Below are 20,744 nucleotides of genomic sequence, written 5' to 3'. Positions count from 1 at the left end.
AACCTGGGCAGGATCGTGGGTAGGAGGCTACCTGCAACCGCGGGAATCTCACCCGGCGGGTCTCCGCGAGCGATGGTTGCAGTCTGCTGCCTGGATACCTGCCGCCGGTCGTTCAATACCCGGCATCCGCCTTGATGAAATCGACGAACGCGCGCAGCGGCGCCGGCACGAAGCGTCGCCCGGGATAGTACAGATACGGGCCCGAGAACGGCCGCCACCAGCCGTCGAGCACGGGCTCGAGCACGCCGCTCGCGAGATGCGGGCGCAGCCAGTCTTCGTACAGATGCACGATGCCGAGTCCCGCGCACGCGGCATCCACGACGAGATCGACGGCGCCGCCGATTTGTACGACCAGCGGCCCCGACGGCTCCACGCGCACGAGTTCGCCGTCGCGCTCGTACTCCCACGCCGGCATCGCGCCGCTCGCGAAGCGGCCGCGCAGGCACGCGTGACCGAGCAGGTCGCGCGGATGGGCCGGTCGGCCGCGGCGGTCGAGATAGGCGGGCGCCGCGGCAGTCGCGAAGCGTTGCGAGCGCGGGCCGATCGGCACGGCGATCATGTCCTGTTCGAGGCGCTCGTCGTAGCGAATGCCCGCGTCGCAACCGGCCGCGAGGATATCGACGAAGCGCTCGTCGGCCACGACCTCCAGGCGGATCTCCGGATACGCATCGAGAAAGCGCGGGACGATCGACGGCAGCACGAGCCGCGCCGCACTCATCGGAACGTTGAGCTTGAGCGTGCCGACCGGTTTCTCGCGGAACGTGTTGACCACGTCCAGCGCGGCCTCCACCTCGCTCAGCGCCGGCGTGAGCCGGGCGAGCAGGCGCTCCCCGGCTTCGGTCGGCGACACGCTGCGCGTCGTGCGATGCAGCAGCCGCACGCCGAGTTGCGCCTCCAGCCTGCGCACTGCTTCGCTGAGGCCCGACGCGCTTGCACCGGCCACGCGTGCGCCCTCGCGGAAGCCCTTTGCGCGGGCCACCGCGACGAACGCATTCAGATCGCCGAGATCGACTTGCATTGTTCGCCTTTTCGTACAGGTCGTGCGTATTATGACCGGTTATCGCGCAGTGCGACGCGGCGTAACCTGCGGTTCATTCTTCATTCGATGCAGGAGCAACGCCATGTCACCCATCGTTCAATCCGGTACGTTTTCCGTCGCGGGCCGCCGCGTTCACCGCCTCGGCTATGGCGCGATGCAACTGGCCGGGCCGGGCGTGTTCGGCCCGCCGAAGGACCGCGACGCGGCGCTCGCCGTGCTGCGCGAAGCCGTCGAAGCGGGCGTGGATCACATCGACACCAGCGATTTTTACGGCCCGCACGTGACGAACCGACTGATTCGCGAAGCGCTGCATCCGTATCGCGACAATCTGCTGATCGTGACCAAGATCGGCGCGAAGCGCGGCGACGACGGTTCGTGGCTGCCGGCATTTTCTGCCGACGCGCTCGCGGCCGCCGTGCACGACAATCTGCGCAACCTTGGCCTCGACGTGCTCGACGTCGTCAACCTGCGGATCATGTACGACGTGCACGGGCCGGCCGAGGGCTCGATCGAGGCACCATTGACGGCACTGGCCGAGCTGCAGCGCCAGGGTCTCGTGCGGCACGTCGGGCTCAGCAACGTGACGGCCGCCCAGATCGCCGAAGGCCGGCGGATCTGCGACATCGTCTGCGTGCAGAATCATTACAACCTCGCGCACCGCGACGATGATGACCTGATCGATGCGCTCGGACGCGACGGCATCGCGTACGTCCCGTACTTTCCGCTCGGCGGGTTCAATCCGTTGCAGTCGTCGACGCTCGATGCGGTTGCCGCGCGGATCGGCGCGACGCCGATGCAGACCGCGCTCGCGTGGCTGCTGCGTCGCGCGCCGAACATCCTGCTGATTCCGGGCACGTCGTCGGTCGCGCATCTGCGCGAGAATCTGGCGGCCGGTGCGCTAACGTTGCCGGAGGACACGGTGCGACAGCTGGATGGGGTCGCGGCGGCCGGCGGTTGAGGGGGCGTGTCGGCGGTTTTTTCGACGCGATGAGGTTCGCGCCGTTGCCACCGGGAATCGCGATACCGACGCGCATGCGCGCCGGCTTTCGGAGAGCGCGTATTCGTGAGAAGGAGATCGGTGGCGGTGCCGCCCGGCTGTCCGAACGTGGGTCCAGCGTGAGCCTGGAGGCGGCGCGCGGTCGGGCGACACCATCGACCGGCGGATGACCGCTTCAGCGAGCCTGCCCGAGCTGCTCGTCGATCGACCGCGTGAGCGGCGACTGCACGTCGCCGGTGTGCTTCGTCTGCACGGGTTCGATCAGCACGATCCAGCATTCTTCGTCAGCGACCGGATTGTGCAGCGTGCCGCGCGTCACCACGTGCATTGAGCCGGCCGGCAAGTCGACGACGCGGCCGCCTTCGTACTCAATCTTCAGATGCCCGCGCACGACGAAGAACAACTCGTCTTCATGCGCATGGTCGTGCCACACGAGCTGGCCGCGTACCTTTGCGACCTTCACGTACTGATCGTTGATCTGCGCGACGACCTTCGGCGACCAGTAGTCGGATACATCGGCGAACGCAGCTTCGAGGTCGAACGATTCGGCAAACGGAACGGCGGGGAGGGGCATCTCGTCTCCAGATCCAGGGGTACGCATGCAGTATCGAGACCGGCGCGAGGCCGGTCGTCGACAGGTAGGGAAAGCCGATTATAGGGACGCCGCCGCGACGCTGCACGACGGCGCCGCGCCGCCCTCAATGGGCCAGCGCGACCGCGAAGTCGCGGTACGTACGCAGCGGGCGACCGAGGATCGCGGTCAGCCGCTCGACGTCGCCGGCCTGGGGCACCATGCCGTCGCTCACGTAGCGTTCGGCCATCAGCCGCATCTCGTATGCCATCCATTTCGGGATGAAGCCGGCCAGGTTGTTCTCGAACGCGGCCGGATCGTCGCCGCCGTACGCGACCGGCCGGCCCAGAATCTCCGACCAGATCGACGCCAGTTGCGGGCCCGTCAGCGTGTCGGGGCCGACCAGGTTGAGCGTCTCGACCGGCAACTTGCCCGGCGCGTCGTTGCGGCGGATCAGTTCGAGCGCGGCAACTTCCGCGATGTCGCGCACGTCGACCATCGCGACGCCCTTGCTGCCGATCGGCATCGGATACACGCCGTGACCGACGATCACGTCCTTGACCATCCATTCGTTTTCCATGAAATACGCAGGCCGCAGGATCGTCGCGCCGAAACCCATCTGCTCGATCATCCGTTCGGCGCCGGACTTCACCGCGAAGTGCGGCACGTTCACGAAGCGGTCGGCGTGCATGACCGACAGATAGACGAGGCGCTCGATTCCCGCCTCGCGCGCCAGATTCAGCGCGATCAGCGCCTGCGTGAACTCGTCGCCCGCGACGCCGTTGAGCAGGAACAGCGTGCGCACGCCGGCGAATGCGGTGCGCAGCGCATCGAGATCGAGCATGTCGCCCTGGACGACGCTCACCGCGGCCGGGAAATCGGCCTTCGACGGATCGCGCACGAGCACGCGCACGTCGGCGCCGCGCTCGACAAGCTGATGGACGACGTGGCGGCCGACACGGCCGGTCGCACCGGTAACGAGAATGGTCATGATGTTCACTCCTGGGGTAACGGTTGAGTTGACTGCCCAGGTAAGTTAAGTGATCCACATATGATCCGGAAGATGTGATAAATAGACTCGGTGTCTCAATGGTGGAACACATGGACCTGCTCGCTCTCGCCGATTTCAATCTCGTCGCCCGTCACGGCAGCTTTGGCGAGGCCGCGCGCGCGGCCGGCCGCCCGAAGGCGACACTGTCGCGCCGCGTGACCGACCTAGAGAACAGCCTCGCACTGCGTCTGTTCGAACGCGGCTCGCGCGGCGTGACGCTCACGCAGGAAGGGCGCGCGCTGTACGAGCGCACGGGCGCGCTGCTCGCGGAGCTGGCCGACAGCGCGTCGGCGATCGCGTCGGGCAGCGAACGCCCGCGCGGCCGGCTGCGCATCAGCGCGCCGATGCTGTTTTCCCAGCTCGCGATCGGCAAGCTCGTGGCGACGTTCGTGGCGAAGTATCCGGACGTGCGCCCGGACGTGACGACGGAAGACCGCCCCGTCGACATGATCGACGAAGGTTACGACCTCGTGATCCGCGTGAACCCGGACCCGGACGAACGGCTGATCGGGCGCGTGCTGCTGCGCGACCGGCTGGTCGTCGTGGCGGCGCCCGCGCTGGCGCGGCCGGCCGGCAACGCGGCCGTACCGGCCGTCGTCCGAGGCGTGGACGACGGGCGCGCGGCCTGGGACGTCACCGGCCCGGGCGGCAGCTCGCGCATAGCGTTCGAGCCCGTCGCACGGCTGTCGTCGCTGCCCATCGTGCGCGATACGGTCAGGCTCGGCCTCGGCGCCGCATGCCTGCCGGTGTCGCTCGTGAGCCGCGATCTAGTCGCCGGCACGCTCGTCAGCTGGGGCGACGTGCCGGGGCCGGAAATCGCGTTGTGGGCGCTCTATCCGTCGAGGCGACTGTTGAGCGCACGCGTCTCCGCGTTTCTCGATCATCTGAAGGACGCGTTTCCGGCCGGCACGCCGGAGGACCTCGCCGCATACATCGAACCGGCGCGCTGAACCGGTGCCGCTCGCGATCCGATTGCCGCGACGATGCGGGCGCTACGTCCGGTCGCGATTGCGTGCGCGGGTCGCGCCGGTGATCACCGCGATGCCGAACAGAATGACGGCGACGATCTCGATGATGTGCTGCGATACGTGCAGCGTCATCAATCCCCACGCGACGCCGGCGATGAAAATGATCCAGCCGAGCAGGTAGATGAGCAGGGTCATCGCTGTTCTCCTTGTGGTTCGGGGTTCATCGGGCAAGCTGCCGCTGCGCGGCAGGCCGTTTCATCCGGCCGCTGCCGCACGCGCATGCAGACCGAGGCGTTCCATCAGACGCTGCGCGTCGAACGGCGCCTTCGTTTTCGCGTCGTTGTCGAAGTAGCAGTACACGTCGCGCGTTCGCGCGCGCGGCGGCGACAGGTCCGGCGCCGCGAGATGCGCATTGCGGGGCTGTTCGCCGCGGCTCCACGATTCGATTCTGCGCGCCCACTGTTCGAGCGCGGCGTCCGAATATTCGCCTGAGTACTTCGTTTTCGTGCCGTGCAGGCGCATATAGACGAAGTCGGCGCTGAGATCTTCCAGCTGCGGCCACGGTTCGGTCGAATCAGAAACGACGAGCGCGACCTTGTGGCGGCGCAGCAGCTTCACGAATGCGGGATCGGCGAAGCTCGCGTGGCGCACTTCGATCGCATGACGCAACGCGCGCGTTTCATCGACATGCACATAGGGTGTCCTGACCCGGCGATCGTGCTGCTTCGCGAGTGCGCGCGCGGCTTCGGTATCGTGCGGCAGCAGGCTCAGAAAGTGGTCGATGTGCTCGGGGTCGAAGCGCAGCGACGGTGGAAATTGCCACAGGATGGGCCCGAGTTTGTCCTTCAGCGCGAGCAGTCCCTGAGCGAAGAAATTTGCACAGGCGACGGTGGCCGAGTCATCGCGAAAGCGCAGCATGTGCGTCAGATAGCGCGCCCCTTTCACGCTGAATGTAAAACCGGGCGGCGTTTCGTCGTACCAGTGCTGCCAGCTGCCCAGCGATTGCAGGCTGTAATGCGTGCCGTTGATTTCAATCGTCTGCATACGATTGGACGCGTATTGAAGCTCGTCGGCCTGCTTCAATCCCTTCGGATAGAACGTGCCGCGCCAGCCCTCGTAGCGCCAGCCCGATATGCCGATGTGGATGTCGCCTGAAGTGCTCGTCACGTCGCTCCTCGCCGGGTCGATCGAACCGTGACGTGGGGAGCAATGCCCGTGCCTGCGCGCGGGACGCGTTTTGCTTGCGGCGGGCGGCCTCGGCGGCTACGACGGCCCGTGGATGGTCGGCGTGCTCAAGGACGCGACACATTCGTATGCACCGGGCATGCTCGCGACGTCGGTGTCGCTCGCGCTGGCCGCGCTGTTGACGTGGGGCCTGGCGGTTTATACGCGACATGGTTCGTCCGGAGGGGCGAGTGGCGCGTGACCCGTATGCGGACGAGGCACGCATGCACCGGCCTCGAATCGAGGGTGTTGCCGTTCTTTCCTGATGCTAGCGTTGACCAATAACCCTGCAAACATCAATTGAGCGGTAAGCTTTTCGCGTCAGCGTTTCCGCAGGATTTACTGCGATACTGTCCGCATTGACGCTTGGCGCACGCCCGAAACGGACATTTGAACTTAGCTACTACAACACAAAAAATTGATCATAATCATTATGTCAAATGAAGGATGCGAGGTCGCCACTCCCATCCGAAACATTGCTGCTCTCCACGACCTTCGGCACAATCGAGATCACTCGATCAAAATCACGGGGACAACCGGTTCGACCGGACCATCGACTCGTTGCATGCCGGCATCGCGATCTCGCAATACGCCCAAGGCCGCACTCAAGAAGTCCGCGCGCGTAATCGGCGATCGCGCGATCGCATCGGTGCGAGTCAATATAGTTTCAAATATCTATCCAACCCACATCACCGAGTACAGGCGAATCGTCAACAAGTTGCTTCGATTCGACACGTACTCGCCTCAGTCAGCGATCTACTGATTTTCCTGGAGAAACGCCATGAATTTAATCAAAAAGACCGATCAGTAGCCTGTCATATGATTCGATTTGCGTCGAATTTGTCGACAAGAATTTGCCAATAAACTCACGCTGGCGGTTCTTATACTCAACCCATTTCTCATCGTGCGAATCAATTGCCTGCCCGAGTTGCAGAGCGCCCTCCTCGACGTCCTGTGCGCTATAAAAATAGCCAAGTTCACGACAGAGGTGTGCATTATGAATCAATGCATATCCATTCCAACATACGTCAAAATAGAAGTAATTCAGCGCGAGCCCTGATTGATGGGATATTACGATGTCGGTGAATTCCGAAAGAAACTGCGGAGTGTTGTAATATCCGACAAAGCTGATTTTTGAATCTCTCACCAGGTCGAGGTGGTGCGCGATGCCAATAAATTCGGGGCTGTTTTTTGCAAGATGCTCCGTGTTCGTCGCGTGCACATAAGCTATCTTTTCGCCAAATTTCCGATAACCCAGTTCTGCAATCAGCAGCGGATAGAGGCAGAACTTCGTCACGTCGATATTCGGCTCCATGATGGAGAGACGCTTCGATTGCCCGGTTGGACGATACTCCCCGCGATGCGGAAGCGCTGCCGACCGCTCTTCGACGCACATCGGGTCCCAAACGAACGGGACTTCACGAACCGGCTGGCGCCGCAATACGCTGAAGTAGCTCGCGCTGGTATCGACAACTTGCGGGATGATCCACACCTGGTCATAACGTTGGTTGATGAATACCGTTTCCGCATGGCGTCGGCCAAAAATCATCGCCTGCATCATGTGCACGTATTCCGGCCCGCAGCAGTAGCTCACGACTTTTGTACCGCGTGCCTGCAGATACGCGGTTTGCTGCTGGTCGATTTGCCCCCCGAGTTCGATCAGCACATCCAGCGAGTCTTTCGCATCGTCGAACGAACGGATCGGATACTGCGTGGTATCCCACGGAAGTTCCGGTGTGATCTTGACGTTCGTGGTGTTGACGAGGGTGACCTGATGGCCAAGAGGCGAGTGTTGAAAGAGCTTCATCAGATACAAAGCGTTCTGCTTGATGCCGTTGACCCAGAGACTCTCTGCCGCGTGGTGAAGGCCAATTGTGATACCGATACTGAGTGAGCGTGCCAAACTCATGGGAGGTTCTCCAGGGTGCCCATCCGATAAAGAGTTAGATCATAGCGCTGCACTCGTCTCGAGCTGTCAAGAACTGTCAAAATCCGGCATGCGGCTCGGCACGGTTGACCCTGCCTCGTTTTCACGTACGGCATCCCATACAGCGGCGCGCAGGGTTTCGTATTCGAGGAAGTGCGGTCGTCAGTTGACGTGTATGTGCTGTCGATTGAAATCGCCTCGGATCCAGTCGACGATGTCCGGGGGGGCCTGAACGCGAAAATGCGCGCCTACCCGGGACATTTGTTAAATAGCTTGAGCGACCGCCAACGTGCGAATGATTTGCCGTACTATCCGCCCGTCATCCTGGCTGATGTCGAATGCGGTCGACCGACCTTGGGCAACGGCCACGGTTTTTCAACTTCGGGAGCTCGAGCCGGGCGCCGATTTCATTTGAACGCCAGGACCGATCATGTTCCAGTCCCCCGGAGATTCATTCGTCAACGGTTCGTTGCTGGGCTTGTGCGTCGAGGTTCCGCTTGCCGCGATCGTGTCGCTGGCGATGCACGGCGTGGACTGGAACGGGCCGCGCATCGCGATGCTCATCGCCACGCCGGTGCTGGTCGCGTGCATCACCCTGCTGACGCGCCCCGTCGCATTCAGCACGGTATGGAAGCACAAGCGCTCGCCGTTCGTGCTCGACGACAATTTACGCGCATCGATTTACGGCCGGCTGTGCGGGATTGCGATCGGCGTCGTGTTCGGCATCATGGTCGCGACGACGTTCGCCTGACCCGGTCGACCGGATCTCGAGACGAGCCTCACTGCAGGCGTGATGCCGGGTTCGCGCGCGGTAAACAGCGCCTTCGAAAGCACGTGTTCACCCGCATCCCCCACTCACACGGCCACCTTCTCATTGCCCCCGATCACGTCGCCGCGACCAGCGCATTGAACGACGTATCCCACAGCGGCGCGACATTGGCCGGCCCATCCAGCACACCGATCCGCGCGAATACATCTGCGACCTGCTGATGCTGCGCCACCACGTCGGGCGTCACCGGCAGCAGTGCGTAGTCTTCGCTGCGCTGGTCGAACATCGCGACGAGATCGGCAACCGGCACGCGCGTCTCGCGGTTCTGCACGAGCGCATAGTCGCCGAAATGCGCGTTCGCCCATGCATACGCGCGTCGAAACCGCAGCAGCAGATCGCCCGTCGCCGCGCGACGACGCGCATCGTCGAGCGTGCGCGGGTTCGCATAGACCGGAAAGTTGCCCGACAGATAGCCCTTCCCCGTCTTCAGCACGCGCGCACCGTAGCGATTGCGCGCGAGCTGGCCGTTGTAGCCGTAGATCGCCCATGCGTCGATGTCGCCGCGATCGTATGCGGACAAGCCATCGGTTGGCGACAGGTTGATCGGCTGGATATCGTCGAAGCCCAGGCCGGCCTCCGCGAGCTGGCGATACAGGAAGTAGTGCGACGTCGTCGCGCGCACGTACCCGACACGCTTGCCCTTCAGGTCCGCGATGCTGCGGATCGGCGTGTCCTTGCGCGCGAGCGTGACCTGGTTGTTCAGGTCTTCGCGCACGCGGGTGATGAGCCGCACGTTGGCCTTCTGTCGCGCGGCGAACACGGCCGGAATTTCGCTTCCCGAACCGATGTCGAGCGCATCCGCGTTGAGCGCCTCGATGTGCAGCACGCCGTTGTTCAGCTCGCGCCAGTCGATCCGGTACGGTGTGTCGGCCAGCCCGGCCGCCTGCAACAGCGCGCGCCAGCCGCCCTTGTAGGTTGCGACGCGCAGCGTGGTGCCGGCGAAATCGGTGTTGACCGCGGGCGTGGCGAACGCAGCCTTCGTGGCCCATGGCGCCGCCGCCAACGCGGCACCGCCAAGCAGCAAACGGCGACGTGCCGCCGAAATTGACGACATCGGATGCTCCTGTCGGTCGATCAAACGGGAAGTGAAAAGCGCTGCGTCAATGCAGCACCGGAAATCCGTGGCGCTCGGCCAGCAGTTCGAGGATGCGGCGCGCGTCGGTGACGAAGCGCACGTCGCCGAGCGTCTGTGCATCGTCAGGCGCCGGCTGGTCACGGCCGAGCACGAGGACCGGCAGCCCCTGGTGCGCATCGTCGAGCGCGTCGATCACCGCGTGCCGCGGCCGCTCGAAGCCGACACGTTTCACGTCGATTCGACTCGCGCGATCGGGCGCGCTCGCGAGCAGCCCCTCGATCGACAGTCCATGCGGGCAGACGAAGCGCTGGCCCGGATGCTTCGGATCGGCAAAGCCCGGTTCCAGCAGAAACAGCACATCGCGACTCATGACAGACAGCTCCCGTGTTCGTTGTTCAGCCGGGACGAATGCGCGTGGGCGCCCTTCCGTTCCCGGAGCATGCCGGCCCGAGGCCGGATGCCCGACTCTACCGGCATGCGTCGCATGGCCCTACCAACGTTTTGCGGAATCGATATGCGGCCGCGCGTAGCGCATCGGGCGTCCGCCGCCCAGCGGGCGTTGCGTAAAAACATCGCGCGCCGGGCCGCAGGTAGTGCGCACATCGAACGATTTCAGCGATCGATATGACGGCGCCCGCGTGTATCCGGTGCCCGACGTTCGCCGTTCGCGCGATACGTTCGCCGCAGCATGGGTGCCGGACGCGATCGCGGCGCACATGCAGGGCTTGCGGCAACGCATATTGCAAATCGGCCGCGCAGCGATTTGCAAACCACGGATCGACCGTTCGCCGGCACCGCCGTCATCAATAGGATCGTGATCCTCGCAGATGTACCCATAAAAAAGAGGATAGTCATGATCAAAAAAACGGTAGTCCTGGGTTTGGTTTCGATCGGTTCGGTCAGCGCGCATGCGCAGAGTTCGGTCACGTTGTACGGCGTCGTCGATGCCGGGTTCGCTTATACGAACAATCAGGGTGGCGCGAGCAACATCCAGCAGACGAGCGGCAAGCTGAGCGGCAGCCGCTGGGGCCTGAAAGGCGTGGAAGATCTCGGTGGCGGCGTGCAGGCGGTCTTCACGCTCGAAAGCGGGTTCCGGCCGAGCGACGGCGGGCTCGGCCAGGGCGGCCGCCTGTTCGGCCGCTCCGCATACGTGGGCCTCGCCAGCAAGGGGCTCGGCACGCTGACCTTCGGCCGCCAGTACGAGCCGATCACCGACCTCGTTGCGCAGTACTCGGGGTCCGGCTTCTGGTCGCCGGCCACGCACGTGGGCGACAACGACAACATGAACCAGAGCTTCCGGCTGAACAACGCAGTGAAGTTCCGCAGCGACACGATCGCCGGCTTCACGGCCGACCTGCTCTATGCGTTCAGCAACCAGGCCAACGGTGGCGCGGGCACCGGGTTCTCGAACAACAACGCGTGGGGCGCGTCGGCGAACTACGTGAACGGCCCGTTGTCGGTGGGCGCCGGCTATGTCCGCATCAATCATCCGAATTCGACGTCGAATACGAGCGGCGCGGTGGGCGGTGCGACCTCCACCACCGGCAACGACTACAGTGGCGGATTCTTCTACGGGCTGAACGGCGGCGTGCTCAAGCAGCAGATCGGCGTGGTCGGCGCGAACTACGCGCTTGGCCCGGCGACGCTGGGCTTCGCGTGGAGCCACACGCAGCTCGACTATCTCGACGGCTCGTCGCGCAAGTTCAACAACTACGACGCGAACGCGCGTTACCAGATCACGCCGGCCGCCACGCTGATCGGTGTCTATACGTTCACCGACGGGCGCGCGAGCGGCCTGCCGGGCACCGGCGGCCAGACGCTGAAGCCGCGCTGGCACCAGTTCACGCTCGGGTTCGACTATGCGTTGTCGAAGCGCACGGATATCTACCTGTCCGGCATCTACCAGCTCGCGGCCGGCGATGCGAGCACGGCAACGGCGGGCGGCTATCGCAAGATCGCGGCGATCTCGAACATCGGCAGCGCGTCGTCGACGAACCGCCAGGTCGCTTTCGTCAGCGGGCTGCGCGTGAAGTTCTGACGGCGCGCATCGGGCGCATCGGGCGCGGTGCAGCGTGGAGCGATAAGCAAAGCGGGAATCGTTGTTTGTCGCACCGGTTTCGGTTGCCGAGAATGGGCGTTTCCCCGCGCGCTGCCCCGGCGCACGATACGCGTTCGACCATGACCGACTCCCGTTTCCCGCCCCATCCACCGCGCAGCGGCCGGCGCGCAGCACTGCGCCGGCTCGCCGGCGGCTGGGCGGCAGCGATGCTGCCTGCCGGCGGCGCGCTGGCGAGCCAGCCGCCCGCACCACTCTCTCCGCTCGACGTGCCGCCCTGGACCCGCGGCCCAGGTGCGCCGCTACTGTCACCGCCCTACGGCATGCCGGGGCCGCACGAACGCGACGTGATCCGCCGCAGCGCCCGCACGCCGGCATTGCCCGGCTCCGGCTCGTCGATGACGCCGCTCGCCGACCTGTTCGGCGACATCACGCCGAACGGCCTCGTCTACGAGCGTCATCATGCGGGCGTGCCGGAGATCGATGCGCAGCGTCATCGCATCGTCGTGCACGGCCTCGTGCGCGAGCCGCGCGTGTTCACGATCGACGACCTGCTGCGCTTTCCGTCGGAGTCGCGGATTCATTTCCTCGAATGCTCGGGCAACACCGGCAGCGAATGGAACGGCCCGAGCGGGCTGCCCGTTCAGTTCACGCACGGGCTGCTGTCGTGCTGCGAATGGACGGGCGTCCGGCTCTCGACGCTGCTCGACGAAACCGGCATCGATCCGGACGCACGCTGGCTGCTCGCCGAAGGCGCCGACGGCGCGGCGATGACACGCAGCCTGCCGCTGGACCGGATCCTCGAGCGCGCGCTCGTCGTCTATGCGCAGAACGGCGAACGGCTGCGCCCCGAGAACGGCTATCCGGTACGGCTGATCGTGCCGGGATTCGAAGGCAACACGAACATCAAGTGGCTGCGGCGGCTGAAGCTGGTGCGCGCGCCGGAGATGACGCGCGAGGAAACGTCGAAATACACGAACCTGCTGCCTGACGGCTGCGCGCGCCAGTTCGTGTTCGAGATGGATGCGAAGTCGGTCATCACGCGGCCGTCGGCCGGCCATCGGCTCGCCGCGCACGGCTATTACCCGATCGGCGGCTACGCGTGGTCGGGACGCGGCCGGATTCGCGCGGTCGACGTCTCGGCCGACGGCGGCCGCACCTGGCGGCCCGCGCGGCTCGCGGGCGACGTGCGCGATCGCGCACTGACGCGCTTCGAAGCCGACTGGATCTGGAACGGCGAGCCCGCCGACCTGCAAAGCCGCGCCACCGACGACACCGGCTACGTGCAGCCGACCCGCGAGGCGCTCGTCGCCGTGCGCGGCGTCAATTCGCAGTACCACTACAACGGCATCCAGAACTGGCGCGTCGGCGCGGACGGCGAGGTGCGTAATGCGTAAACCGCTTGCCTGCCTGCTCGCCGCATCCCTGCTGGTTCCGAGCGCATTCGGCGCGGGCTACGGTCTCGGCCAGCCGGTCGACCGCGCGGCGCTCGCGGCGTGGGACATCGACGTCGCGCCCGACGGCAGCGGCCTGCCGCCCGGCTCGGGAACGGTCGCGCGCGGCGCTCACGTGTTCGCGGACAAATGCGCGATGTGCCACGGCGCCGGCGGCGAAGGCGGCGTCGGCGATCCGCTCGTCGGCGGCATCGGCTCGCTCGCGAGCGCCAAGCCGAAAAAGACGGTCGGCAGCTACTGGCCGTATGCGACGACGCTGTTCGACTACATCCGCCGCGCGATGCCGTACAACGCGCCGCAATCGTTGAGCGCGGACGAGGTCTATGCGGTCACCGCGTATGTGCTCCATCTGAACGGCATCGTGCCCGGCGATGCACGGCTCGACGCGCGCACGCTGCCACGCGTGCGGATGCCGAACCGCGACGGGTTCGTGCCCGATCCGAGGCCCGGCACGCTGTGACGCGGCTCGAACCACGCGCACGCACATCGTGCATGACACCGGGGCGATTCGCCGCCGCACGTGCCGCGCGTGGTCGTCCGGCCCCTGTCCAACCCGCAAGGAAGCTTTCATGAGCGACACGTCCCTCGCCGCTCCGGTCGCGCCGTCGCCGTTCGTCGACGTCCGCTCGCCGGCGGATTTCCCCGACAGCCCGGTGTCGCGCGTCCTCGCGCAGCCGCTGATGCTCGGGCTGTTCCTGCCGATCCAGGCCGGCGGCTGGAGCGCGTCGACGCTGCCGCGCACGACCGACTGGACCTTCGACTACAACGCCGACCTGGTCGCGCGCGCGGAGGCACTCGGCTTCGATCTCGTGTTCGCGCTGTCGCAGTGGTTGCCGAAAGGCGGTTACGGCGGCGTGTTCGACGGCCAGGCGCTCGACTCGTTCATGACGCTGGCCGCGCTGACCGCGCGTACCGAACGGATCATCCTCGTCGCGACGAGCCACGTGCTCTACGGGCCATGGCATCCGCTGCATTTCGCGAAATTCACCGCGACGCTCGATCACATCTCGCGCGGGCGCTGGGGCATCAACGTCGTGACCGGCCACCGCGCAATCGAGCACGAGATGTTCGGCTGGAACCGGATCGAACACGACCGGCGCTATGAAATGGCGGCCGAATTTCTCGACGCGGTCCAACAGTTGTGGGCGCAACCGGACAATTTCAGCTACACGCCGGCGCTGTCGAGCTGGCGGCTGGGCGGCGCATTCGTGACGCCGAAGCCGCGCTACGGCCGCCCGCTGCTGATCAACGCGACGGGGTCCGACGCGGGCATCGACTTCGCGGCACGCTATTCGGACATCGTATTCGTCACGAGCCCGGCCGGCCCCGACGCCGAACGCGCGATCGACGCACTGCCCGCGCATACCGCGCGTGTGAAGGCGGCCGCCGCGGCCCGCGGCCGGGCGATCCGCACGCTGCTCAACCCGCTCGTGATCTGCCGCGAAACGGCGGCCGAAGCGCGCGCGTACCGCGACGCAATCGTCGCGCATGCGGATGAAGGCAGCTTTCATCGCTTCGACAGCGATGCGCATGCGTGGCGCGGCGGCTTCGACCAGCGCTCGCAGGCGGCCGCGCGCGCGATCGGCGGCAATATCTCGATCACGGGCTCGCCCGAGGAAGTCGCCGAGACGATCGTGCGGTTGCATCGCGCGGGCATCGACGGTATCCAGCTGAGCTTCTACGACTTCAAGCCCGATCTCGACTTCTTTGGCGAGCGCGTGCTGCCGCTGCTGCGCGATGCCGGGTTGCGGCGCTGACGTCAGGCGGCCGTTTCGGTACGGGCGGCGGAGTCGTGGCGTACGGGCCGCCGCAGCCCCAGGTGCTCGCGCAGCGTATGGCCCGCATAGTCGTGGCGAAACAGCCCGCGGCGGCGCAACTCGGGCAGTACCAGCGCGATGAAATCGTCGAGGCCACCGGGCAACGTCGGCGCCATCACGTTGTAGCCGTCCGCGCCGTAACGCACGAAGCGCTCTTCGAGCTGGTCGACGATCTGTTCCGGCGTGCCGACGAGCTGCCAGTGGCCGCGCGCGCCGGCGACACGCAAATAGAGTTCGCGGATCGTCAGGTTTTCGCGGCGCGCGAGCTCGATCGTCAGCGCCTGTCGGCTCTTGCTGGCATTCGTCTCAGGCAGCGGCGGAATCGGACCGTCGAGCGGATACGCGGACAGGTCGAACCCGCCGGTGAGGCCGGATACGAGCGCGAGCCCGACCGTCGGGTCGATCAACGACTGCAGCGCGTCGAATTTCTCCTTCGCTTCGCTTTCGGTACGCCCCACCACCGGAAACACGCCCGGCATGATCTTCAGCGAATCGGGATCGCGGCCGAACGCCGCGAGCTGGCCCTTCACGTCCGCATAAAACGCGACCGCGTCGTCGAGCGTCTGCTGCGCGGTGAAGATCACCTCGGCCGTGCGCGCGGCCAGCCGCGTACCGGCCGGCGACGAACCGGCCTGCACGACGACCGGGTGCCCCTGCGGCGGCCGCGCGACATTCAAGGGCCCGCGCACCTGGAAGAAGCGGCCGCGATGGTCGAGCACGTGGCGCTTGCTGGGATCGAAGAAGCGGCCCGATGCGCGATCGCGCACGAACGCATCGTCGTCCCAGCTATCCCAGAGGCCACGCACGACATCCGCGAACTCCTCCGCACGCGCATAGCGTTCGGCGTGATCGAAATGCGCGTCGCGATTGAAATTGCGCGCCTCGTGCTCACTCGACGACGTGACGAGGTTCCAGCCCGCTCGACCGCCGCTGATGTGGTCGAGCGAGGCGAACTTGCGTGCGATGTGGAACGGCTCGTTGAAACTCGTCGACGCGGTGCCGACGAGGCCGATCCGCTCGGTGACGGCCGCGAGCGCCGACAGCAGCGTCAGCGGCTCGAATTGTGCGATGTAGCTGTGCGCGGTGCGGCTCAGGAACTCGACGTCGTCGCCACGCGTGCCCACGCCGTCGGCAAGGAACACGAGATCGAACTTCGCGGCCTCGGCCGCCTGGGCAAGCCGCACGTAGTGGCGAAAATCGACGCCCGCGTCGGCCTGCGAACCGGGGTGGCGCCATGCGGCGATGTGATGGCCGGTCGGGTACAGGAATGCGCCGAGATGCAGGTGTCCGGGGCGGGTCGTCATCGGGACGGATTTCCAAAAAAGAGGGCCGCACGCGGTCTCGTCAGAACACGCGGCCTTCGGTCAGGTGTGTCGTCACGCCGTTCAGCTCGTAGTCGCCGATCACGCGCGCCTTGTGCAACAGCGGGTTGTGGCTGAAGATCGTGCGCAGGTTGCGCCAGTGCCGGTCGAGGTTGTGTTCGCGCGCCGTCGCCGATGCGCCGCCGACTTCGAACAGCCGCTCCGCCGCATGCAGCGCCAGCTTGCTGACGATGAGCTGCGTGCGTGCCGTGGCGAGCGCGCTGTCGAGCACCAGCGCATGCGCATCGGCGTCACCGGCTTCGATCGCGTCGGCGGAACGGTCGAGCGCCCGCGCGTTTTCACGGACGAGCGCATCGATTGCATGACTGTGGGCGGACAGCTCGCCGACGACCTGCTGGATGAAATGATCGTCGCGCGCGGTCGGCGCCGGGCTGTGCAGCACCGGGCGGCCGTGCGCGAGCACGTAGCGGCGCGCATCGGCAACCACGTTGCGCACGATACCCGCACCCGTCGCGACGAGATGCAGCTGCCGCAGCGCGCCGCAATGGCGACCGACGAGCGTCGAGCCGTCGCGCGCGGCTACTTCATCCGCGAACACCTGCACGTCGTTCAGCAGCAGGCTGCCGCTCGCGGTCATGCGCTGGCCCATGCCGTCCCAGTCGTCGAGTACCTGCACGCCGTCCCGCGCGACCGGAATGATCACGGCGACCGCGTCACCCTGCTCGTTCTCCACGTTGATGCGCGCGAAATCGGCAAACGCGGTGCCGGTCGAATAGTATTTGCGGCCCGTCACGCGATAGTGATCGCCGTCCCGGCGCAACACCGTGGTGTTTTCGCCGGGCCGCGACGTGCCGCGCTCGGTCGACGCGCCGCCGAAGATCGCGCCGGCCAGCGCCCGCTCGAGCTGCACGTCGTTGAACGGTGTGCGCGGCGACAGCCGCAGCGTCTCGATCTGGTCGTAGTGGATCCGCAGCGCGTGCGCGAGATTCGAATCGGCGGCGGCCAGCGTCGCGATCGTGTCGAACAGGTCGACCAGCGTGCCGCCGAGGCCGCCGCGTTCCACCGGAATCCGCAGCACGCCCAGCGCCGAGCGGCGGAAGACCGCAAACCCCTCGAACGGCAGTTCGCGACGCGCCTCGCGTTGCGCGGCATCCTGCCCGATCGCGTTCGCGAGATCGGGTAGCGCGGCAAGCGCGTCGCGCAACGCGTCGCGCGGATCGACGGCATCACGGGCAGTCATTCGGCAGGTCCTTGTTCGGGAAGATCGGGCGCAGCGCAGCGCGATCGCGGCATGTGCGAACCGCCGCGTGCGCAGCACCGCAAAGTATAGGGACGCACCCGGCGCGCGTGAAAAGCCGATTTCAGCTTACGTTATGCAGGCGCCGGGAATTGCCGCGTGCGGTGACATCAGTGCTGGATGCCCCAGCGCCGTACGGTCACGCGTTCGAGCGTGTCGAACACGAGATTCTCGACGAGCAGGCCGATCACGATGACGGCCGCGAGGCCGGCGAACACGCGATCCGTATACAACTCGTTGCGGTTCTGGAAGATGTACCAGCCGAGCCCGCCCTGGCCCGCGCTCGCGCCGAATACCAGCTCGGCCGCGATCAGCGTTCGCCACGCAAATGCCCAGCCGACGCGCAGGCCCGACAGGATCGACGGCAGCGCGGCCGGCACGAGGATCAGCGCGATCTGGCGCAGGCCCGTGAGGCCGTAGTTGCGCCCCGCCATCTTCAGCGTGGCCGGCACGCCCGCGAAGCCCGTATACATGCTGAGCGCGAGCGGCCACAGCACCGCGTGCACGAGCACGAACAGCAGGCTGCCGGTGCCGAGCCCGAACCACAGCAGCGCGATCGGCAGCAACGCGATCGACGGCAGCGGATTGAACATCGACGTCAGCATCGCCAGCAGGTCGCGGCCGATGCGCGTCGATACCGCGAGCGATGTCAGCGCAAATGCAAAGAACACGCCCAGTGCGTAGCCGCGCAGCAACACGGACAGCGAGATGCCCGTCTTCACCAGCAGTTCGCCCGACTCGATGCCCTGCACGAACGCGGCCAGCGTCGCGCCGAAGGTCGGCACGAGCAGATCGTTCGCGACGATGCGCGCGACGATCTCCCATGCGGCAATCAGCACGAGTGCGATGACGCTGCGCCGAAACCATCCCGCCCCGGCGACGCGACGCCACAGCGGCGCCGGCACGGCACGTTCGGCGTCGGGCAGCGTGTCGAGCGTGCGTTCGTATTCGGCGCGCACGGGCGGCAGCGGCGGCAGGGCCGGATCGATCGTGCTCATGATGCGGCTTCCCCCGTCGTCGGGGCGTGGGTCGTGTCGGTATCGAACAGCAGGCGATGGATCCGCGCGACGTTGTCGCGGAAGTCGCCGGTGTCGACGTTGTCGAGCGAATGCTCGTGGCTGTTGAGCTCCGCACGCACGCGGCCCGGATGCGGTGACAGCAGCAGGATCCGGTTGCCGACGACGAGCGCTTCCTCGATCGAATGCGTGACGAACAGCAGCGTGAAACGGAATTCGTCCCACAGGCGCAGCAGTTCCTCCTGCATCTTGCGGCGCGTCAACGCGTCGAGCGCGGCGAACGGCTCGTCCATCAGCAGCACGCGCGGCTGCATCGCCAGTGCGCGCGCGATCGCGACGCGCTGCTTCATGCCGCCCGACAGCGTGTGCGGGTAGGCGTCGGCGAACCCGCTCAACCCGACCTTGTCGAGATAATGCAGCGCGCGCGCCCGCGCTTCGGCGCGCGACAACCTTGCGGCGGCGCGCAACGGAAACGCGACGTTTTCGACGACCGTCTTCCACGGCGGCAACTGGTCGAATTCCTGGAACACCACGACGCGGTCAGGGCCCGGCCCGCGCACCGGCCGGCCGTCGAGCGCGATCGAACCCGATACGGGCTCGATGAAGCCGGCGATCGCCTTCAGCAGCGTCGACTTTCCGCATCCCGACGGGCCGAGCAGCACGAAGCGGTCGCTGCCGTACACGTCGAAGCTGACCTGGTGGGTCGCGCGCACGATCCGCGCGCCGCTGCGGTATTCGAGGTTCACGCGGTCGATGGCGAGCAGGCGTTCACTGTGCGCGCCGGCCTGCGCGGCATCCGGCGCGGGCCGGCCGGCGACTTGCGCGTCGGGCTCGGGGTGGCCGGCAGGCGCCGCGCCGCCGCGTGCCGCATACGGCGGCAGCCAGGTTCGGGGAGAAGTGGCGTTCACGATCGAATCTCTTGCGGGTAAAGCATCAGCATGCGGCCAGCCCTTTCGCGGGCCAACCATCGATTGCCCATATCGAAACCGCACCGACGCATAAGCGTCGATCGCGGCGTCGAAGCGGCTCCGCTCAACTGCCGCCGGCCGTCGCCGGATCGTCGAAGAAATAGTCGCGCCACGACTTCGGTTCGTTGCGGATCGCACCGGTGCGGTGCATGAACTGCGCGAGCGCAAGCGTGTTCTGCGGCGCGGTCTTGAACTGCACCTGCGGATTGCGCAGGATCTTCAGCAGCAGCGCGCGATCGATCTTCGATGCGTTCACGCGGATATAGGTATCGGCCGCGCGCTCGGGATCGGCCGCGATCTGGCGCGCGGCTTCGGCCAGCGCGGCAACGAATGCGCGATAGGTTTTCGGATTGTCGTCGCGGAATTTCTCGGTGGCATACAGCACCGTCGCGGAGCTCGGGCCGCCGAGCACGTCGTAGGAATTCAGCACGATGTGCGCATTCGGGTTGCCGGCGAGTTCCTGCTCCTGAAACGGCGGATTGCCGAAGTGGCCGGTAATCACGCTGCTGTTCGCCAGAATGGCCGCCGTTGCGTCCGGATGCGGAATCGCCTGCGTGAGCGCGTCGAGCTTGTCGAACTGCTTGTCGCCCCACTGCTTCGCGGCCGCGTACTGCAGCACGCGCGACTGCACCGACACACCGACGGCCGGCACAGCGATGCGGTCCTTCGTGCTCAGGTCGGCGATCGTCTTCACGTTCGGGTTGCTGCTGACGAGGTAGTACGGGAAATTGCCGAGCGACGCGACGCCCTTCACGTTCTGCCGGCCGCGCGTGCGGTCCCACACGGTCAGCAGCGGCCCGACGCCCGCGCCCGCGATGTCGACCGCGCCGGACAGCAGCGCGTCGTTCACGGCCGCGCCGCCCGACAGCCGGACCCAGTCGACCTTGATGTCGAGGCCGGCCTTGCGCCCTTCCTTTTCGATCAACTGCTGGTCGCGCGCGACGTTCAGCATCAGGTAGACGACGCCGAACTGCTCGGCGATGCGGATGCGGCCTTCCGCGTGTGCGGCTTGCGGGGCGAGTGCGCCGGCGAACGCGAGCGCTGCGGTCAGTGCGGCCGCCAGCGCGCGGCGCGCCGGCAAAAACGAAAACGGCATCGGAACTCCAGTCAGGATGGGGCGGATGATTGACGCG

At 66.2% G+C, this 20,744-nt stretch carries 22 protein-coding genes; 8 read left to right on the top strand and 14 right to left on the bottom strand.

The window, feature by feature from the left end:
- Nucleotides 1–112: 112 nt before the first annotated feature.
- The gene (locus CFB47_RS34995) at nucleotides 113–1,018 is read right to left on the bottom strand and encodes a LysR family transcriptional regulator (protein ID WP_089463961.1); all 906 of its coding nucleotides are present in this window, start codon (nucleotides 1,016–1,018) and stop codon (nucleotides 113–115) included.
- Between the two features lie 103 nt (nucleotides 1,019–1,121).
- On the opposite strand from CFB47_RS34995, the gene CFB47_RS34990 reads away from it, so the two are divergent.
- A complete protein-coding gene (locus tag CFB47_RS34990) occupies nucleotides 1,122–1,997 on the top strand; it encodes an aldo/keto reductase family oxidoreductase (protein ID WP_089463960.1) in 876 nt (291 codons plus the stop codon).
- A gap of 214 nt (nucleotides 1,998–2,211) precedes the next feature.
- On the opposite strand, the gene CFB47_RS34985 is transcribed toward CFB47_RS34990, so the two are convergent.
- Nucleotides 2,212–2,610 (bottom strand): cupin domain-containing protein, encoded by a 399-nt coding sequence (locus tag CFB47_RS34985; RefSeq protein ID WP_071336112.1) that lies wholly within the window; start codon nucleotides 2,608–2,610, stop codon nucleotides 2,212–2,214.
- Nucleotides 2,611–2,734: 124 nt separating this feature from the next.
- Nucleotides 2,735–3,598: an SDR family oxidoreductase gene (locus CFB47_RS34980; protein WP_089464303.1), complete on the bottom strand. Its 864-nt coding sequence runs from the start codon at nucleotides 3,596–3,598 to the stop codon at nucleotides 2,735–2,737.
- A 110-nt stretch (nucleotides 3,599–3,708) separates the two neighbouring features.
- Between CFB47_RS34980 and CFB47_RS34975 the strand changes: the two genes are divergently transcribed.
- A complete protein-coding gene (locus CFB47_RS34975; protein WP_089463959.1) occupies nucleotides 3,709–4,608 on the top strand; it encodes a LysR family transcriptional regulator in 900 nt (299 codons plus the stop codon).
- Between the two features lie 42 nt (nucleotides 4,609–4,650).
- On the opposite strand, the gene CFB47_RS41405 is transcribed toward CFB47_RS34975, so the two are convergent.
- Both CFB47_RS41405 and CFB47_RS34970 read right to left on the bottom strand, forming a co-directional pair.
- Nucleotides 4,651–4,821: a hypothetical protein gene (locus tag CFB47_RS41405; RefSeq protein ID WP_162999306.1), complete on the bottom strand. Its 171-nt coding sequence runs from the start codon at nucleotides 4,819–4,821 to the stop codon at nucleotides 4,651–4,653.
- A 60-nt stretch (nucleotides 4,822–4,881) separates the two neighbouring features.
- A complete protein-coding gene (locus CFB47_RS34970; RefSeq protein ID WP_089463958.1) occupies nucleotides 4,882–5,793 on the bottom strand; it encodes a DUF72 domain-containing protein in 912 nt (303 codons plus the stop codon).
- Between the two features lie 70 nt (nucleotides 5,794–5,863).
- On the opposite strand from CFB47_RS34970, the gene CFB47_RS34965 reads away from it, so the two are divergent.
- Nucleotides 5,864–6,052 carry a hypothetical protein gene (locus tag CFB47_RS34965; protein WP_089459354.1) on the top strand — a complete coding sequence of 63 codons (189 nt, stop codon included), beginning with the start codon at nucleotides 5,864–5,866 and terminating at the stop codon, nucleotides 6,050–6,052.
- Between the two features lie 585 nt (nucleotides 6,053–6,637).
- On the opposite strand, the gene CFB47_RS34960 is transcribed toward CFB47_RS34965, so the two are convergent.
- Nucleotides 6,638–7,759: a DUF2827 domain-containing protein gene (locus tag CFB47_RS34960; RefSeq protein ID WP_089463957.1), complete on the bottom strand. Its 1,122-nt coding sequence runs from the start codon at nucleotides 7,757–7,759 to the stop codon at nucleotides 6,638–6,640.
- 448 nt (nucleotides 7,760–8,207) lie between these two features.
- Here CFB47_RS34960 and CFB47_RS34955 point away from each other — a divergent pair, with 448 nt between their 5' ends.
- Nucleotides 8,208–8,528 carry a hypothetical protein gene (locus tag CFB47_RS34955; protein ID WP_089444203.1) on the top strand — a complete coding sequence of 107 codons (321 nt, stop codon included), beginning with the start codon at nucleotides 8,208–8,210 and terminating at the stop codon, nucleotides 8,526–8,528.
- A 133-nt stretch (nucleotides 8,529–8,661) separates the two neighbouring features.
- Here CFB47_RS34955 and CFB47_RS34950 read toward each other — a convergent pair whose 3' ends face one another.
- The 3 genes from CFB47_RS34950 to CFB47_RS41400 all read right to left on the bottom strand — a co-directional run bounded on the left by CFB47_RS34950 (nucleotide 8,662) and on the right by CFB47_RS41400 (nucleotide 10,591).
- The gene (locus CFB47_RS34950; protein ID WP_089464302.1) at nucleotides 8,662–9,660 is read right to left on the bottom strand and encodes an ABC transporter substrate-binding protein; all 999 of its coding nucleotides are present in this window, start codon (nucleotides 9,658–9,660) and stop codon (nucleotides 8,662–8,664) included.
- A 46-nt stretch (nucleotides 9,661–9,706) separates the two neighbouring features.
- Nucleotides 9,707–10,051, bottom strand: a complete 345-nt coding sequence (locus CFB47_RS34945) for a DUF3088 domain-containing protein (RefSeq protein WP_071336123.1) — start codon at nucleotides 10,049–10,051, stop codon at nucleotides 9,707–9,709.
- Between the two features lie 120 nt (nucleotides 10,052–10,171).
- Entirely contained in the window at nucleotides 10,172–10,591 is a 420-nt protein-coding gene (locus tag CFB47_RS41400) for a hypothetical protein (RefSeq protein WP_179250256.1), read from the bottom strand.
- Here CFB47_RS41400 and CFB47_RS34935 point away from each other — a divergent pair.
- The 4 genes from CFB47_RS34935 (at nucleotide 10,535) to CFB47_RS34920 (ending at nucleotide 14,948) form a co-directional block, all read left to right on the top strand.
- Entirely contained in the window at nucleotides 10,535–11,719 is a 1,185-nt protein-coding gene (locus CFB47_RS34935) for a porin (protein WP_089463956.1), read from the top strand. The genes CFB47_RS41400 and CFB47_RS34935 overlap by 57 nt on opposite strands.
- A gap of 140 nt (nucleotides 11,720–11,859) precedes the next feature.
- Complete coding sequence (gene soxC / locus CFB47_RS34930; protein WP_089463955.1) at nucleotides 11,860–13,134, top strand: sulfite dehydrogenase; 1,275 nt, start codon at nucleotides 11,860–11,862, stop codon at nucleotides 13,132–13,134.
- Entirely contained in the window at nucleotides 13,127–13,651 is a 525-nt protein-coding gene (locus CFB47_RS34925) for a c-type cytochrome (protein WP_089459348.1), read from the top strand. Before soxC ends, CFB47_RS34925 begins: the two co-directional genes overlap by 8 nt.
- A 109-nt stretch (nucleotides 13,652–13,760) precedes the next feature.
- Nucleotides 13,761–14,948 carry an LLM class flavin-dependent oxidoreductase gene (locus tag CFB47_RS34920; RefSeq protein WP_089463954.1) on the top strand — a complete coding sequence of 396 codons (1,188 nt, stop codon included), beginning with the start codon at nucleotides 13,761–13,763 and terminating at the stop codon, nucleotides 14,946–14,948.
- Between the two features lie 2 nt (nucleotides 14,949–14,950).
- On the opposite strand, the gene CFB47_RS34915 is transcribed toward CFB47_RS34920, so the two are convergent.
- The 5 genes from CFB47_RS34915 to CFB47_RS34895 all read right to left on the bottom strand — a co-directional run bounded on the left by CFB47_RS34915 (nucleotide 14,951) and on the right by CFB47_RS34895 (nucleotide 20,707).
- Nucleotides 14,951–16,312 (bottom strand): LLM class flavin-dependent oxidoreductase, encoded by a 1,362-nt coding sequence (locus tag CFB47_RS34915; protein ID WP_089463953.1) that lies wholly within the window; start codon nucleotides 16,310–16,312, stop codon nucleotides 14,951–14,953.
- Between the two features lie 40 nt (nucleotides 16,313–16,352).
- Entirely contained in the window at nucleotides 16,353–17,570 is a 1,218-nt protein-coding gene (locus CFB47_RS34910) for an acyl-CoA dehydrogenase family protein (RefSeq protein WP_089463952.1), read from the bottom strand.
- A gap of 167 nt (nucleotides 17,571–17,737) precedes the next feature.
- Nucleotides 17,738–18,625 carry an ABC transporter permease gene (locus CFB47_RS34905; RefSeq protein WP_089429657.1) on the bottom strand — a complete coding sequence of 296 codons (888 nt, stop codon included), beginning with the start codon at nucleotides 18,623–18,625 and terminating at the stop codon, nucleotides 17,738–17,740.
- The gene (locus tag CFB47_RS34900; protein ID WP_089463951.1) at nucleotides 18,622–19,611 is read right to left on the bottom strand and encodes an ABC transporter ATP-binding protein; all 990 of its coding nucleotides are present in this window, start codon (nucleotides 19,609–19,611) and stop codon (nucleotides 18,622–18,624) included. The genes CFB47_RS34905 and CFB47_RS34900 overlap by 4 nt, the downstream gene beginning before the upstream one ends.
- A 64-nt stretch (nucleotides 19,612–19,675) precedes the next feature.
- The gene (locus CFB47_RS34895; RefSeq protein WP_089459343.1) at nucleotides 19,676–20,707 is read right to left on the bottom strand and encodes an ABC transporter substrate-binding protein; all 1,032 of its coding nucleotides are present in this window, start codon (nucleotides 20,705–20,707) and stop codon (nucleotides 19,676–19,678) included.
- Nucleotides 20,708–20,744 lie beyond the last annotated feature (37 nt).

Source organism: Burkholderia sp. AU27893, assembly GCF_002223205.1.
Taxonomy (GTDB): Bacteria; Pseudomonadota; Gammaproteobacteria; order Burkholderiales; family Burkholderiaceae; genus Burkholderia.
The sequence above is the reverse complement of the archived record's forward strand: the minus strand, read 5'-3'. Positions and strand labels throughout refer to the sequence as shown.

Bases quoted from the DNA above. Each gene is read 5' to 3' on its own strand.
- CFB47_RS34995 (WP_089463961.1), bottom strand. From the start codon at position 1,018: ATGCAAGTCGATCTCGGCGATCTGAATGCGTTCGTCGCGGTGGCCCGC.
- CFB47_RS34990 (WP_089463960.1), top strand. From the start codon at position 1,122: ATGTCACCCATCGTTCAATCCGGTACGTTTTCCGTCGCGGGCCGCCGC.
- CFB47_RS34985 (WP_071336112.1), bottom strand. From the start codon at position 2,610: ATGCCCCTCCCCGCCGTTCCGTTTGCCGAATCGTTCGACCTCGAAGCT.
- CFB47_RS34980 (WP_089464303.1), bottom strand. From the start codon at position 3,598: ATGACCATTCTCGTTACCGGTGCGACCGGCCGTGTCGGCCGCCACGTC.
- CFB47_RS34975 (WP_089463959.1), top strand. From the start codon at position 3,709: ATGGACCTGCTCGCTCTCGCCGATTTCAATCTCGTCGCCCGTCACGGC.
- CFB47_RS41405 (WP_162999306.1), bottom strand. From the start codon at position 4,821: ATGACCCTGCTCATCTACCTGCTCGGCTGGATCATTTTCATCGCCGGC.
- CFB47_RS34960 (WP_089463957.1), bottom strand. From the start codon at position 7,759: ATGAGTTTGGCACGCTCACTCAGTATCGGTATCACAATTGGCCTTCAC.
- CFB47_RS34955 (WP_089444203.1), top strand. From the start codon at position 8,208: ATGTTCCAGTCCCCCGGAGATTCATTCGTCAACGGTTCGTTGCTGGGC.
- CFB47_RS34950 (WP_089464302.1), bottom strand. From the start codon at position 9,660: ATGTCGTCAATTTCGGCGGCACGTCGCCGTTTGCTGCTTGGCGGTGCC.
- CFB47_RS34945 (WP_071336123.1), bottom strand. From the start codon at position 10,051: ATGAGTCGCGATGTGCTGTTTCTGCTGGAACCGGGCTTTGCCGATCCG.
- CFB47_RS34935 (WP_089463956.1), top strand. From the start codon at position 10,535: ATGATCAAAAAAACGGTAGTCCTGGGTTTGGTTTCGATCGGTTCGGTC.
- CFB47_RS41400 (WP_179250256.1), bottom strand. From the start codon at position 10,591: ATGCGCGCTGACCGAACCGATCGAAACCAAACCCAGGACTACCGTTTT.
- soxC (WP_089463955.1), top strand. From the start codon at position 11,860: ATGACCGACTCCCGTTTCCCGCCCCATCCACCGCGCAGCGGCCGGCGC.
- CFB47_RS34925 (WP_089459348.1), top strand. From the start codon at position 13,127: ATGCGTAAACCGCTTGCCTGCCTGCTCGCCGCATCCCTGCTGGTTCCG.
- CFB47_RS34920 (WP_089463954.1), top strand. From the start codon at position 13,761: ATGAGCGACACGTCCCTCGCCGCTCCGGTCGCGCCGTCGCCGTTCGTC.
- CFB47_RS34915 (WP_089463953.1), bottom strand. From the start codon at position 16,312: ATGACGACCCGCCCCGGACACCTGCATCTCGGCGCATTCCTGTACCCG.
- CFB47_RS34910 (WP_089463952.1), bottom strand. From the start codon at position 17,570: ATGACTGCCCGTGATGCCGTCGATCCGCGCGACGCGTTGCGCGACGCG.
- CFB47_RS34905 (WP_089429657.1), bottom strand. From the start codon at position 18,625: ATGAGCACGATCGATCCGGCCCTGCCGCCGCTGCCGCCCGTGCGCGCC.
- CFB47_RS34900 (WP_089463951.1), bottom strand. From the start codon at position 19,611: ATGGTTGGCCCGCGAAAGGGCTGGCCGCATGCTGATGCTTTACCCGCA.
- CFB47_RS34895 (WP_089459343.1), bottom strand. From the start codon at position 20,707: ATGCCGTTTTCGTTTTTGCCGGCGCGCCGCGCGCTGGCGGCCGCACTG.